Genomic DNA, 12,598 nt, shown 5'->3' on the forward strand with positions numbered 1-12,598 from the left:
ACTCAGGCAGCCTGTTGTTGGGTTCCGGCCATCAGCAGGCCGATTTTTTCCGCGTCCGTATCTTCCTTGGGGACCGGCAGCGAGAGGCGGCCAGCGGCCAGCACCGCAATCCGGTCGCAGATCTCGAAGAGTTCCTCCAGCTCCTCGGAGATCACCAGCACCGCCACGCCACTGCGCGCAAGGTCCAGCAGGGTCTGGCGCAGGAAGGCCGCAGCCCCTACATCTACCCCCCAGGTCGGCTGGGCCACGATCATGACTTTCGGGGCCTGCATGATTTCGCGGCCAACGATAAATTTCTGCAGGTTGCCACCCGAAAGGCTGCGCGCAGCCGCCTGTGGCCCTGCGCAGCGCACGTCAAAACGCTCGATGCAGCGCGCTGCCCACTGGCGTGCGCCGGCAAGATTGATCAGGCCGTGGCGGCGCAGCTCGCGCTGGCGATGCGCCGTGAGGGTGAAATTCTGCGCCAGGCTCATGGCTGGCACCGCGCCACGCCCGAGGCGCTCCTCCGGCACGAAGGCCAGACCGCGATCACGACGCTCACCAGCGTGCAAATGGCCCACCGCCTGCCCGTCGATCAGCACGCAGCTCGCTTCACTCGGCACTTCACCCGACAAAGCCGCCAGCAACTCAGCCTGCCCGTTGCCGGAAATGCCGGCAATCCCCACTACCTCACCACGATCCACGCTCAGGTCGATCTCATGCAGCGAGGCGCCGAAGGGGTCGTCATTGGCATAGCTGAGGCCGCGCAGTTCCAACACCGGAATCCGCTCGCCTTCATAGGGCGTGGCCGAGCACACCGGGAGCTCCCGGCCAATCATCATGCGTGCCAGCGAAGCGGTACTTTCCTGGCGCGGATCCGCCTCACCAGTCACCCGCCCACCCTGCATCACGGTGGCGCGCTCGCACAACTCCTGAATCTCGTGCAGTTTGTGGCTGATATAGAGGATCGAAACCCCCTCGCTGGATAGCTGGCGCAGGGTAGCAAACAGGCTGCGCACGGCCTGCGGCGTCAGCACTGAGGTCGGTTCGTCGAGAATCAGTAACTGCGGACTCTGCAACAGGCAACGAACAATCTCGACGCGCTGCCGCTCTCCCACGGACAGGCTATGCACCAGTCGCTCCGGTTCCAGCGGCAGGCCATACTTCGCCGATACTTCGCGCACGCGGCTCGCCAAGGCACGCAGATCGAACTTGCCTTCCAGCGCCAGGGCGATGTTCTCCACCACGCTGAGGGTTTCGAAGAGCTGGAAGTGCTGGAATACCATACCGATGCCAAGCTGCCGCGCGGCAGCCGGATTGCCGATCTGAACCTGGCGGCCATTCCACAGGATCTCGCCCTGATCGGCCTGCACCGCACCATAGATGATCTTCATCAGGGTGCTCTTGCCGGCTCCGTTTTCGCCCAGCACGGCGTGAATTTCACCGGGCCGCACGAGCAGACTCACATCATCGTTGGCAAGCACGCCCGGATAGCGCTTGCTGATATGCAGCAGCTCAAGACGCGGCGCTGGGTCGGGGCGGAAGGAAGTCATGCGTGGCCTGCGGACAGAAGAGGAAAAGCGGCGTGCAAAGTCTAGCAGCCCTGCCCCGCAGACAGCACAGCAATACGCCATCGAATGCTGATAAGCATCATAATCGCTGGCTGATTGACGCTACCCTGCGCCGAATCCATGCTGTGCCCTCCCGCTCGCCTCTCAAATCAGGAGTTTTCCAATGCGCTTCCTGCCCCTACTCGGCCGCCTGGCCGCCCTCGCCCTGACTGCCTGCACGCTCGCCGGCGCCGCACACGCCGAAGAACCGCTCAAGGCTGGTTTCATTTACATCGGCCCGACCGGTGACCATGGCTGGACCTACGCCCACGACGAAGGTCGCAAGGCGATGGAAGCCAAGTTCGCCGGCAAGGTAAAGACCACCTTCGTCGAAAACGTGCCGGAAACAGCCGACGCCGAACGCGTGATCCGCGACCTGGCCAGCAAGGGTCACAAGGTGATCTTCGCCACCTCCTTCGGCTACATGAACGCGATGGACAAGGTCGCGCGCCAGTTCCCGAAAACCGTGTTCATGCACGCCACCGGCTACAAGAGCGGCAAGAACCTCGGCATCTACGACGTGCGCACCTATGAAGGTGCTTACATGCTGGGCGTGGTGGCCGGAAAAATGAGCAAGTCCGGCAAGCTCGGCGTAGTCGGCTCGATCGCCATTCCGGAAGTGGTGCGCAACATCAATGCCTTCACCCTTGGCGCACGCAGCGTGAATCCGAAGGCCACCACTCGCGTCATTTGGGTCAACAGCTGGTTCGACCCGGGCAAGGAACGTGAAGCCGCCCTCGCCCTGATCTCGCAAGGCGCGGATGTGCTGATGCAGAACACCGACTCCCCGGCTGTGGTTCAGACCGCGCAGGAAAAGGGCGTGTTCGCCTTTGGCTGGGATTCGGATATGAGCAAGTTCGGCGGCAAGGCACAGCTGGCCGCCTCGGTCCTGAACTGGGAGGTGATCTACAGTCAGGAAGTGGACAAGGTACTCAAGGGCACCTGGAAGACCACCGATCTCTGGTATGGCGTGAAGGAAGGCGCCGTGACGATCGACAACTTCGGTCCGGCCGTACCGGCTGACGTGAAGAAGCTTGCCGAAGAGCGTCGCGATGCGCTCAAGGCCGGCAAGCTGCATCCCTTCACCGGCCCGCTGAAAGACAACGCAGGCAAGGAAATGGTTGCCGCTGGCCAGACCATGGCTGATGCGGACCTGCGCAAGATGAACGCCTACGTTGAAGGCGTTGAAGGCTCGATTCCGAAGTAAGTCCGTACCGTTTTAAAAACAATCGGGGCGCCCATGGGCGCCCCGATTGTTTTTACGCACCCACCGGCAGGCTCAGAAGGCGATTCGCAACTGCCCGGCCAGCGTGGCCGGCGTCTTGGATGCGGAAGGAATGTAGATCAAGGCAGCTTCCAGATAAGGCATGCGCAACACCAGCTCGGGCAGGACCGCCAAGTGGATACCGTGCTCCACCCCACCAATCTGGATACCATCCTCATACCCCGAAACGCCGCCCAGCACCACGCCGGCATGCAGACGCATCCAGTCCGGCCCGAACAGACGCCACTGGTACTCGCGCCCGGCATACACCGAGTAGCGCCGGATGCTGTTGTAATACCCGCCAGCAGTCCAGCCACCCGGCGTGCGGAAACCTATCCCCTTGTTGTTTTCGTTGTACTCGTAGCTCGGGTCATCCACCATGTGCTTGGATTGGAAACCACTGGCAATAGCCCAGTCCAGCGGCTCCTTGGAGCGATTCAGATCCGAGAAGAAACCCAGGATTGCGTTGTCTTCGGCATGCAGACTGCCGGAGAAGGAAAGAGCGATCAAAACCGTTGCGACAAGCTTCAGTATGTTTTTCATGTCAGCCACCACTAGCTTTATCTGGGCTGACCTGAACACCTCCATCGGTCAGCCTCCAGTACCGTGCAGCGCACGGTGCTTGCCCTGACAACAGAAACCAGTCGGGCGTGAGTAGGCTTACGGATCACGAAACATTTTTTTTAGAAGCGTGTGCCCTAGTGAAAACTAGCTGCGGCAAGCAAAGGTAAATATTTCCTACATAAACTTTCGGCATAAGAGAAAACCCCTAAAAGCCGGAAGTCCCCCTGAAAAGCACAGCTATTCCACACACCTGCAAGGCAATCCACGCACGGACCTCAGGCTGAGTGGGCTACATCACGAAAAGCCAGTTTTTTGCAGGGGCCCTCGGATAGCACTAAAGTCGTAGCTGTATATCCGGCGCAAGCTGCCAGCCTGAAAATCCGGAGCCGACAAACTACCGACCTAGCGATACAACACACTCACCCGGCAAGGTGCTTACACGTGTCGACCGGGATCATCTGCACTCAAGGGTTTCACCCTACCAAGATGGCGACGACAGCTCCTTCTTGGAGTACCGCCAAGCAGCCGCTTATCCCGGATCAAGGCAGCCCTGTTACAGGCACGGTTTATTACAGGCCTCACGGCAGCCATAATGCACACCATGCCCCTGGCCGAAACCCGCCTTCCCCTCAGCAGCCTGCTTCGCCCCACTGCCCCCGCCCCGGGGCTACGGCTGCTTGATCAGCTCGGCCGCCCCTTGCGAGACTTGCGCATCTCGGTGACGGATCGCTGCAACTTCCGCTGCACCTACTGCATGCCGCGCGACAAGTTCGGCCGCGAGCACGCCTTCCTGCCACACGACGAAATCTTGCGCTACGAGGAAATCGCCCGCTTGGCACGCATCTTCAGGGGGCTGGGCGTCGAGAAAATCCGCCTCACCGGCGGCGAGCCGCTGATGCGCAAGCACCTGGATCGTCTGGTCGAAATGCTCGCTGAAATCCCCGGGCTGGATCTCACCCTGACCACCAACGGCGCGCTCCTCGCTCGCCACGCCGGCGCACTCAAGGCAGCCGGACTGCGGCGCGTCACCGTGAGTCTGGATGCGCTGGACGATGCCGTGTTCCGTAGCATGAGCGATGCCGAATGCAGCGTCAGCGAAGTGCTGGCCGGCATCGATGCGGCGGCCGCAGCAGGTCTGGGGCCCCTGAAGGTGAACATGGTGGTGCGGCGCGGCGTGAATGATCACCAGATCCTGCCGATGGCACGCCACTTCCACGGCAGCGGCCACATCCTGCGCTTCATCGAGTACATGGATGTGGGCGCCAGCAACGGCTGGCGCATGGACGACGTGCTGCCGGCACGCGAGATCCTCGCGCGCATCGGCGCCGAATTCCCGCTTGAGGCGATCGACCGCGACTACCCCGGCGAGGTCGCTGAGCGCTGGCGCTACGCTGACGGCGGCGGCGAGATCGGCGTGATTGCGTCCGTCACCCAGGCCTTCTGTCGCGATTGCACGCGCCTGCGCCTATCGCCCGAAGGCAAGCTGTTTACCTGCCTGTTCGCCAGCTCCGGCCACGACCTGCGTGCACTGATGCGCGAAGAGCGCAGTGACATGGAGTTGGCCGCCTGGATCGGTGCGGTATGGCAGGCGCGCGGTGATCGCTACTCAGAATTGCGCGGCCAAGCTGGTGTGCGCGCCCAGAAAATCGAAATGAGCTACATCGGCGGATGAAACCCGCACAGCCACTCACTGGCGTGATTCTGGCCGGCGGCGCGGCACGACGCATGGGCGGACAGGACAAAGGGCTCGTCGACTTCCGTGGCCGCCCGCTGGTGGCCTGGGTCATAGATGCCCTTGCCCCGCAGGTCGATGAACTCATCATCGTCGCCAATCGCAATCTGAACAGCTATCGCGCCTTTGGCCACCGCGTGGTCAGCGATCTGCGCCCGGACTTCGCCGGCCCGCTGGCCGGCTTCGAAGCCGCACTCACGGCCGCACAGCATGACTGGGTGCTCACCTGCCCGGTCGATACGCCCCTACTGCCGCCGGACTACGCCCGCCTGCTCTGCGCCCGTCACCCGCTGCGCGCCAGCGTCGGCAGTCTCGATGGCCATTGGGAGCCGCTCTTCAGCCTGCTGCCCAAAGCCGCCCTGCCTGGCCTGAGCTCGATGCTGGATGCCGGAGAGCGCACCGCCCGGCGCTGGCTAGCCAGTCTTGATCCTGTCCTGATCGCGCTCGATGCTCAGGCAGCCAGCCTGCGGGATGCAGACGATGCCGTTGCGCTACGCGCGCTGGCCGCGCTGCCGCCCCTCACCCGGCAGTCATAAGGTCTCTGAACGGCAGCCTCCATGCTGCAGACATGCTAGATTCGGTGCCACGCCCACCCGGAGCCTGCCATGCTGCCCCTCCTGCACCGCCTCGCCCGCCCTGCACTCACTCCTTTGCTGGCCCTCGGCATACTGCTGGCCTGCGCACCGGGCTTTGCTGCCGACACACCGGCCAGCGCCACCCTGTCGATCATGAACCGCGAGGTCGTGCAGTTTCGCGCCCCGCTGCTCGGCGCCAGCCCGCAACAGCGCGTCGCCCGCAGCGAGCAAGCCTTGAAGGAAGCCGTCGCGCGTGGAGGAAAACTCGAACTTTCCGTCCAGCCGACGCCGGCCGGCAACAGCATCCTGCTCGACAAGCTCCTGCTGTTCACCCTGCAACCCGATGACGTCGACAAGCTCAGCGGCGAAACCCTCGAAACCCTCACTACCGAAACACTGCGCCGCCTCGAGCAGATCCGCGAAGAAAACCGCGAGAGCCGCAACCTGGAACTCCTCCTGCGCGGCCTCGCCTGGGTGCTGGGTGAAACCGCGATCTACGCACTGATCCTGTGGTTCTTGCTGCGCTCGCGGCGCTGGGTAAGCACTCGTCTGATGCGCGCGGCAGCGCGCCAGAGCGAACATCTGAAAATTATCCCGGGCGAACTGCTGCAACCCCGCAGGCTGCTTGATCTGCTGGGCAAGGCACTGGCGGTTCCGTACTGGGGCGCCATCGCACTGCTCGCCTACACCTGGCTCAGCACCGTGCTGGCGCAGTTTCCCTACACCCGCGCCTGGGGCGAGCGCCTCAGCGATTTCCTCATTGGCATCGTGATTACACTGAGCCAGGGCATTCTGCGCGCGATACCAGACCTCGTGATCGCGGCCTGCATGTTCCTGATCGCTCACGCAGTGGTACGCATCCTGCGCCCCTTCTTCGATCGCATCGCGGCAGGCAGTGACAGCTACAGCTGGCTGGATGCCGAAACCGTACGCCCCACGAGAAACATCGTCACCGGCATCATCTGGATCTTTGCGCTGGTGATGGCCTACCCCTACCTGCCGGGCTCCAACTCGGAAGCCTTCAAGGGCGTATCGGTATTGCTGGGCCTGATGATTTCGCTGGGCGCTTCCAGCGTGGTCGGGCAAGCGGCCAGCGGCCTGATCCTGATGTACACCCGCACCCTGCGGCGTGGCGAATATGTACGCATCGGCGAGCACGAGGGCACCATCGTCGAGATGGGCATCTTCAACACCCGCCTGCGCACCGGGCGCGGCTCCGAAATCACCCTGCCGAATTCGTTGATCGTCGGTCACTCCACGACCAACTATTCACGCACGGTCAAGGGCGCCGGCTTCGTCATCGACACCGCCGTCACCATCGGTTACGACACGCCCTGGCGTCAGGTGGAAGCCATGCTCATCGAAGCGGCCACACGCACCAACGGCATCCTCACCGAACCGCGTCCGGCGGTTTTCCAGACAGCCTTGTCAGACTTCTATCCGGAATACACGCTGGTCTGCCAGGCCGTTCCCAGCGCGCCGCGCCCGCGCGCCGAAGTGCTCAGCGAACTGCATGCCAACATTCAGGATGTGTTCAACGAATACGGCGTACAGATCATGTCGCCGCATTATCTGGGCGATCCGGCCAGCGACAAGCTCGTGCCACCCGCCCGCTGGTACGCCGCACCGGCCCGCCAGCCCGAAGCCTGATCGATGATCAGCGCCGCGGCAGCCAGCGCGCCGCACACAGGGCCATGGCCAGGCAGCTCAGGCCAATGCCAAGGAACACCGGAGGCAGACCGAAACGGTCGGCCGCCAACCCTATGCCGATGGTGCCGAGCGGGCCGGGCAGGATGGTCGCGAAGCGCATCGAAGTCACCATCCGCCCGAGTAGAGCATCCGGCGTCACCGCCAGGCGCAGGCTCAGGTAATTCACTACATACAGCGTGCTGCCGGCATTGAACACGAACAGCGCGATGCCGGCCGCCAGCGCCGTGGCCGGCCACCCCGCTTGCGGCAGCACGTACAGCAGGTAGCCCACAGCCGCCAGCGCCACGCCCGCCACCAGCGCGTTGCGCATGCCGAAACGCCGCTCCACGAAATGCGCCAACGGAGCCCCGGCCAGTCCGCCCAGCGCCCCGAGCGTGTTGATCAGGCCGATACCGCCCTCACCCAAGCCCAGATTGCGCGCAGCGTGCAGCACATAGAGCGCCTTAAAGGCGTCCGACAGCAGGATCCACACCGCCACCACACCGACCAGGCCGCGCAGCATCGGCGTGCGCCACACCAGCCACAAGCCTTCGCGGATCTGAGCAATGACGGAAGCTCCGCGATGCGGCTGTGGCACCTCATTCAGGCGAATGCTGGCGATCAACGCCCCCGCGATCACGAAGCTCGCTGCATCCACGCTCACCGCCAGCGGCGCCCCCACTGCCGCGATCAGCAGCGCGGCCAAGGCCGGGCCGCACACCTGCGCCAGCGAACTCGCAGCCGACAGCTTGCTGTTGGCAATCACCAGGCGCTCACGCCCGACCAGCAGAGTCACCAGTACCTGAGTGGCCGAGCCCCCGATGGCCTCGGTCGTCGACACCACGAAGCCCACCGCATACAGCACGCCCATGGAGAGGAAGCCCGCCTCGTAGCCCAGCGGCACCAGCGCCAGCCCGGCAGCCGCCACGAAATTGAACAGCACCGCCAGGCGCTTCTTGCGGCTGCGGTCAATCCACACCCCGGCCGGCAGGCCGATGGTGATGAAGGGCAGCAATTCACACGCGGCCAGAATCCCCATTTCGGTGGCACTCGCATCGAGCAGGCTCACCGCCGTCAGCGGCAGCGCCATCAGGGATACGGCGGTACCGAGCGCGGACAGCGTGCTGGCGATGAACAGGCGCAGAAAACCGGCATCGCGCCACAGCGAATCGGCAGGAAGGGAACGAAGCATGGAACTCTGGATGCGCTGCAACATGGGGCCGCGAGTGTGCGGGCCGCCCCGCCCCGGGGTCAAGCCAGCCGGGCGGACCTGCGCGGTGCCTGCGCCGGATTTCACAGATCGGGGCCAGGATGTTCTAATCCCTGTTTGCACCTGCTTCATCCGGTTTTCTAGATCATGAACATCCAGACCTACATGCAGACCCTCGGCCGCGAGGCCCGTGCCGCCTCGCGCCTGATGGCCGCCGCCTCGACCGAAGCCAAGAACACCGCCCTCGCCGCCATCGCCGCAAAGATCCGCGCCCGCGCCGATGAGCTCCTCGCCGCCAATGCGCGCGACCTCGAACAGGCCCGCGCCGACGGCCTCGAGCCGGCCATGATCGACCGCCTCACGCTCACCGCCAAAGGCATCGAATCCATGGCGCAGGGTCTTGAGCAGATCGCCGCCCTGCCCGATCCGATCGGTGAAATCACCAACGTGAAACGTCGCCCGTCCGGCATCCAGGTCGGCCACATGCGTGTCCCGCTGGGCGTGATCGGCATCATCTACGAAGCGCGGCCGAACGTGACGGCCGACGCCGCCGGCCTGTGCCTGAAGAGCGGCAACGCCGCCATCCTGCGCGGCGGCAAGGAAGCCCTGCACTGCAATCAGGCCATCGCCGCCTGTGTGCGCGAAGGCCTCGAGGAAGCCGGCCTGCCGGCGACCGGCGTACAAGTGGTGGAGACCACTGATCGCGCCGCCGTGGGCGAACTCATCACCATGCCCGAATTCGTCGACGTGATCGTGCCGCGCGGTGGCAAGGGCCTCATCGAACGCATCAGCCGCGACGCACGCGTGCCGGTCATCAAGCACCTGGACGGCAACTGCCACGTCTATGTGGATGACGCCGCCGACGCCGCCAAGGTGCTGCCGATTGTCGAAAACAGCAAGACCCAGCGTTACGGCACCTGCAACACCGCCGAATCGCTGCTGGTGGCACGCAGCGTGGCAGAGCGCTTTCTGCCCGAGATCGGCCGCATGCTCACCGCCAAGGCCAACGAAATGCGCGCCTGCCCCGAAGCCCTGCAGATCCTGCGGGCCGCGAACATTCCGGGCATTAAGCTGGTCGCCGCGCAGGAATCGGACTGGTCCGAGGAATACCTCGCCCCCATCATCGCCGTGAAAGTGGTGGCTGGGCTGGATGAGGCGATCGAGCACATCAACCGCTACAGCTCGCAGCACACCGAAGCCATCGTCAGCGAGAACTACACGGCCGCCATGCGCTTTCTGCGCGAGGTCGACTCGGCCTCGGTGATGATCAACGCCTCGACGCGTTTCGCGGACGGCTTTGAATACGGTCTGGGCGCCGAGATCGGCATTTCCACCGACAAGATTCACGCCCGCGGCCCGGTCGGCCTCGAAGGCCTCACCTCGCAGAAATGGATCGTGTTCGGCAACGGCGAAGTCCGCAAATGATCTGGCGGGCGGCACTCATCTCGCTCCTGCTCGCCTGCTCGTTGCAGGCGGGCGCAGTCGAGATCGGCGGCGCCCACTTCGATGAACGGGCACTTCTTGGCGGCAGCGAACTGCAGCTCAATGGCGCCGGCCTGCGCACCAAGTTCATGCTCAAGGTTTACGCGGTAGGGCTCTACCTGCCAAATAAAGCCGCCACCCCGGCAGGGGTCTTTGCCAGCCGAGGCCCCCGCCGCATCCAGATCATCACCCTGCGCGAGCTGACTGCTGAGCAATTATCCGAAGCCCTGCTGGACTTCATGCGCCGCAACCAGAGTGATCTCGAATTGCAAAAGGTCCAGAGCCGTATCGACAGCCTGCAGCAAACCATGCTGGGCATCGGCAAAGTCCCCGCCAAAACCACTATCCGTCTCGATTACATTTCTGGCCAGGGCACGCGCGTGCTGGTGGGTGGTGAGCAAAAAGGAAACGATATTCCCGGTGAAGATTTCAATCAGGCTTTGCTGAAAATCTGGCTCGGCGAACACGTACCTCAAATCTCCGTACGTGAGGCGCTGCTCGGGCAGCCCCAGTGAAATGAATCCGCTGAACGCCATTGCCCGGATTCCGGGTTGCGTGCTCGGGCTACGTCAAACAGCGAACGGCACGATCGAGGAAATCGTGTTCATGCCGCCGGAAACACCCCTCGAGATCATCACAAATCCGGTCGCAGAATCCTTCTGTCTGCAATTGGAGCAATACCGCCAGAACCCGGCTCAGCTTTTCAATCTGCCGCTACTCGCGCGCGGCACGATTTTCCAGCAGCGCGTATGGCACAGCATCCGCACTATTCCTGCAGGCCAAACTCTCAATTACGGAGACATTGCGGACCGCCTCGGATCCGCACCACGCGCGGTTGGCCAGGCTTGTGGTGCCAACCCCTTTCCGCTTGTGACCCCCTGTCACCGCGTACTCGGAAAATCCAGCATGGGTGGATTTTCTCATGCCACAGGCGGCTGGTTGCTCGATACCAAACGCTGGTTATTGCAGCATGAGGGCGCGCTGTAAATGACCAGCACCAATCACCCGGAGATTGACGCCTTCATTGATGATCTCTGGCTGCAGGACGGACTCGCCAAAAACACCCTCGAATCCTATCGCAGCGATATGAAGCTTTTTGCCCAATGGCTGCAACGGCACTCGCAGGGGGAACTCATTGATGCGCAGAGCAGCGACCTAGCCGCTTATTTCAGCGAAATTTCTGCACGCAGCAAACCTGCCACTCAGCGCCGGATCTTGTCCGTTCTGCGCCGTTTCTATCGCCTGCAATTGCAAAATCAGCGCATCGCCCGCGACCCCAGCCTCGATATCGGCACGCCCGCCGCCGCCGAACGCTTCCCGAAAACACTCAGCGAAACCCAGGTCGAAGCCCTGCTTGCCGCGCCGGAAATAGCCTCGCCTTTCGGCCTGCGTGACCGCGCCATGATCGAGACGCTTTACGCCAGCGGCCTGCGCGTTTCCGAGCTGGTAAATCTGAAGCTGTTTGAAATGGATTTACAGCAAGGCCTGGTCCGCATTACCGGCAAGGGCGCTAAGGAACGCCTGGTACCACTGGGCGAATGGGCCCTCGAATGGGTAAAGCGCTATCTCACCGAAGCGCGTCCGATGCTGCTGAAAACCCCTTGCGACGATGTTTTCCTGACCCGTTTTGGCAGTGCCATGAGCCGCCAGATGTTCTGGAACACCATCAAACAGCACGCCTTGAATGCCGCGATCGACACCCGCCTGATTTCTCCCCACACCCTACGCCATGCCTTTGCTACCCATCTCCTCAATCATGGAGCCGACCTGCGCGTAGTTCAGCTATTACTGGGCCATGCCGATATTTCAACCACTCAGATTTACACCCACGTCGCGCGCGAGCGTCTGAAAAAGCTGCATTCCGAACATCATCCACGCGCCTGAAAATCACCCGGACTTCCGGGTGATTGCCCGGCTGAAAATAAGTTCAAACTGTAAACATATAAAAATGGATTTGCGCGAATAGAATTAATAGTGGCAAAATCTGCCGCATCCACAGGCAAGCAGCTTTTATTTTCTCTCTGCACATGCCTGTATTCAGAAGGCGCCCCGGCGCCAAAAATTCCAGGCCTTACCGCGACAAAGGACATCGATATGCTGCTGACCAAATCCCAACTCAACAAAGCCACTGACAAAGACCTCAGCCAGGCTGCCGAAGCCATCAAGGCCGAAATCACCAAGCGCGCCAGCAACTCCAAAGAAAAGGCCATGAAAGAGCTGAAGGCTGTTGCCGCCAAGCACGGCATTTCGCTGGACGCTCTGCTCGGCGGCAAGCCGGCCAAGGCTGGCGCTGCCCCCAAGGCACCGCGCGCCAAGAAGGCCGGTAAGGTCCGCGCCAAGGTTGCCGCCAAATACGCCAATCCGGCCGATGCTTCGCAAACCTGGACCGGCCGTGGCCGCAAGCCGCTGTGGGTGGCCGATGCCCTCGCTGCGGGTCAAAGCCTCGAATCGCTGACCATCAAGGCCTGATTCCCCAAGGCTGAAAAAAGGCGA

Annotated in this window: 13 protein-coding genes; 9 read left to right on the forward strand and 4 right to left on the reverse strand. The window is 62.7% G+C overall.

Features of this window, described 5'->3' with window-relative positions:
- Positions 1-2: 2 nt before the first annotated feature.
- Positions 3-1,532 carry an ABC transporter ATP-binding protein gene (locus C0V76_RS06125; protein WP_101941476.1) on the reverse strand — a complete coding sequence of 510 codons (1,530 nt, stop codon included), beginning with the start codon at positions 1,530-1,532 and terminating at the stop codon, positions 3-5.
- Positions 1,533-1,713: 181 nt separating this feature from the next.
- Between C0V76_RS06125 and C0V76_RS06130 the strand changes: the two genes are divergently transcribed.
- Positions 1,714-2,796 carry a BMP family ABC transporter substrate-binding protein gene (locus tag C0V76_RS06130; RefSeq protein WP_101941477.1) on the forward strand — a complete coding sequence of 361 codons (1,083 nt, stop codon included), beginning with the start codon at positions 1,714-1,716 and terminating at the stop codon, positions 2,794-2,796.
- A 72-nt stretch (positions 2,797-2,868) separates the two neighbouring features.
- Here the strand turns inward: C0V76_RS06130 and C0V76_RS06135 are convergent, their stop codons facing one another.
- A complete protein-coding gene (locus tag C0V76_RS06135; protein WP_143707361.1) occupies positions 2,869-3,396 on the reverse strand; it encodes a hypothetical protein in 528 nt (175 codons plus the stop codon).
- A gap of 613 nt (positions 3,397-4,009) precedes the next feature.
- Between C0V76_RS06135 and moaA the strand changes: the two genes are divergently transcribed.
- The 3 genes from moaA to C0V76_RS06150 all read left to right on the forward strand — a co-directional run bounded on the left by moaA (position 4,010) and on the right by C0V76_RS06150 (position 7,374).
- The gene (gene moaA, locus C0V76_RS06140) at positions 4,010-5,089 is read left to right on the forward strand and encodes a GTP 3',8-cyclase MoaA (RefSeq protein WP_101941479.1); all 1,080 of its coding nucleotides are present in this window, start codon (positions 4,010-4,012) and stop codon (positions 5,087-5,089) included.
- Entirely contained in the window at positions 5,086-5,685 is a 600-nt protein-coding gene (gene mobA / locus C0V76_RS06145) for a molybdenum cofactor guanylyltransferase MobA (RefSeq protein WP_101941480.1), read from the forward strand. The genes moaA and mobA overlap by 4 nt, the downstream gene beginning before the upstream one ends.
- A gap of 69 nt (positions 5,686-5,754) precedes the next feature.
- The gene (locus C0V76_RS06150; protein WP_101941481.1) at positions 5,755-7,374 is read left to right on the forward strand and encodes a mechanosensitive ion channel family protein; all 1,620 of its coding nucleotides are present in this window, start codon (positions 5,755-5,757) and stop codon (positions 7,372-7,374) included.
- A 7-nt stretch (positions 7,375-7,381) separates the two neighbouring features.
- Here C0V76_RS06150 and C0V76_RS06155 read toward each other — a convergent pair whose 3' ends face one another.
- On the reverse strand, positions 7,382-8,605 hold the full coding sequence (locus C0V76_RS06155; protein WP_158239160.1) for an MFS transporter: 1,224 nt from the start codon (positions 8,603-8,605) through the stop codon (positions 7,382-7,384).
- Between the two features lie 165 nt (positions 8,606-8,770).
- Between C0V76_RS06155 and C0V76_RS06160 the strand changes: the two genes are divergently transcribed.
- Genes C0V76_RS06160 through xerD form a run of 4 tightly spaced genes read left to right on the forward strand, consistent with a single transcriptional unit; the run spans position 8,771 to position 11,989 of the window.
- Positions 8,771-10,048: a glutamate-5-semialdehyde dehydrogenase gene (locus tag C0V76_RS06160; protein ID WP_101941483.1), complete on the forward strand. Its 1,278-nt coding sequence runs from the start codon at positions 8,771-8,773 to the stop codon at positions 10,046-10,048.
- Entirely contained in the window at positions 10,045-10,620 is a 576-nt protein-coding gene (locus C0V76_RS06165) for a chalcone isomerase family protein (protein ID WP_158239161.1), read from the forward strand. Before C0V76_RS06160 ends, C0V76_RS06165 begins: the two co-directional genes overlap by 4 nt.
- 1 nt (position 10,621) lies before the next feature.
- Complete coding sequence (locus tag C0V76_RS06170) at positions 10,622-11,092, forward strand: methylated-DNA--[protein]-cysteine S-methyltransferase (protein ID WP_101941485.1); 471 nt, start codon at positions 10,622-10,624, stop codon at positions 11,090-11,092.
- The gene (xerD, locus tag C0V76_RS06175; protein ID WP_101941486.1) at positions 11,093-11,989 is read left to right on the forward strand and encodes a site-specific tyrosine recombinase XerD; all 897 of its coding nucleotides are present in this window, start codon (positions 11,093-11,095) and stop codon (positions 11,987-11,989) included.
- Here the strand turns inward: xerD and C0V76_RS19530 are convergent.
- Positions 11,974-12,195 carry a hypothetical protein gene (locus C0V76_RS19530; protein ID WP_143707362.1) on the reverse strand — a complete coding sequence of 74 codons (222 nt, stop codon included), beginning with the start codon at positions 12,193-12,195 and terminating at the stop codon, positions 11,974-11,976. The two genes, xerD and C0V76_RS19530, sit on opposite strands and share 16 nt — an antisense overlap.
- 4 nt (positions 12,196-12,199) lie before the next feature.
- Between C0V76_RS19530 and C0V76_RS06180 the strand changes: the two genes are divergently transcribed.
- Positions 12,200-12,574: an H-NS family nucleoid-associated regulatory protein gene (locus tag C0V76_RS06180; RefSeq protein WP_101941487.1), complete on the forward strand. Its 375-nt coding sequence runs from the start codon at positions 12,200-12,202 to the stop codon at positions 12,572-12,574.
- The last annotated feature ends 24 nt before the right edge of the window (positions 12,575-12,598 follow it).

Origin of the sequence: Uliginosibacterium sp. TH139, assembly GCF_002855595.1 — a bacterium.
In the GTDB taxonomy this organism is placed as follows: Bacteria; Pseudomonadota; Gammaproteobacteria; order Burkholderiales; family Rhodocyclaceae; genus Uliginosibacterium; species Uliginosibacterium aquaticum.

Excerpts from the sequence above, each read along its gene's own strand:
- moaA (WP_101941479.1), top strand. The coding sequence starts at position 4,010 with ATGCACACCATGCCCCTGGCCGAAACCCGCCTTCCCCTCAGCAGCCTG.
- C0V76_RS06155 (WP_158239160.1), bottom strand. The coding sequence starts at position 8,605 with ATGCTTCGTTCCCTTCCTGCCGATTCGCTGTGGCGCGATGCCGGTTTT.
- C0V76_RS06125 (WP_101941476.1), bottom strand. The coding sequence starts at position 1,532 with ATGACTTCCTTCCGCCCCGACCCAGCGCCGCGTCTTGAGCTGCTGCAT.
- C0V76_RS06160 (WP_101941483.1), top strand. The coding sequence starts at position 8,771 with ATGAACATCCAGACCTACATGCAGACCCTCGGCCGCGAGGCCCGTGCC.
- C0V76_RS06180 (WP_101941487.1), top strand. The coding sequence starts at position 12,200 with ATGCTGCTGACCAAATCCCAACTCAACAAAGCCACTGACAAAGACCTC.
- C0V76_RS06165 (WP_158239161.1), top strand. The coding sequence starts at position 10,045 with ATGATCTGGCGGGCGGCACTCATCTCGCTCCTGCTCGCCTGCTCGTTG.
- C0V76_RS06150 (WP_101941481.1), top strand. The coding sequence starts at position 5,755 with ATGCTGCCCCTCCTGCACCGCCTCGCCCGCCCTGCACTCACTCCTTTG.
- xerD (WP_101941486.1), top strand. The coding sequence starts at position 11,093 with ATGACCAGCACCAATCACCCGGAGATTGACGCCTTCATTGATGATCTC.
- C0V76_RS06135 (WP_143707361.1), bottom strand. The coding sequence starts at position 3,396 with ATGAAAAACATACTGAAGCTTGTCGCAACGGTTTTGATCGCTCTTTCC.
- C0V76_RS06130 (WP_101941477.1), top strand. The coding sequence starts at position 1,714 with ATGCGCTTCCTGCCCCTACTCGGCCGCCTGGCCGCCCTCGCCCTGACT.
- C0V76_RS19530 (WP_143707362.1), bottom strand. The coding sequence starts at position 12,195 with ATGTCCTTTGTCGCGGTAAGGCCTGGAATTTTTGGCGCCGGGGCGCCT.
- mobA (WP_101941480.1), top strand. The coding sequence starts at position 5,086 with ATGAAACCCGCACAGCCACTCACTGGCGTGATTCTGGCCGGCGGCGCG.
- C0V76_RS06170 (WP_101941485.1), top strand. The coding sequence starts at position 10,622 with ATGAATCCGCTGAACGCCATTGCCCGGATTCCGGGTTGCGTGCTCGGG.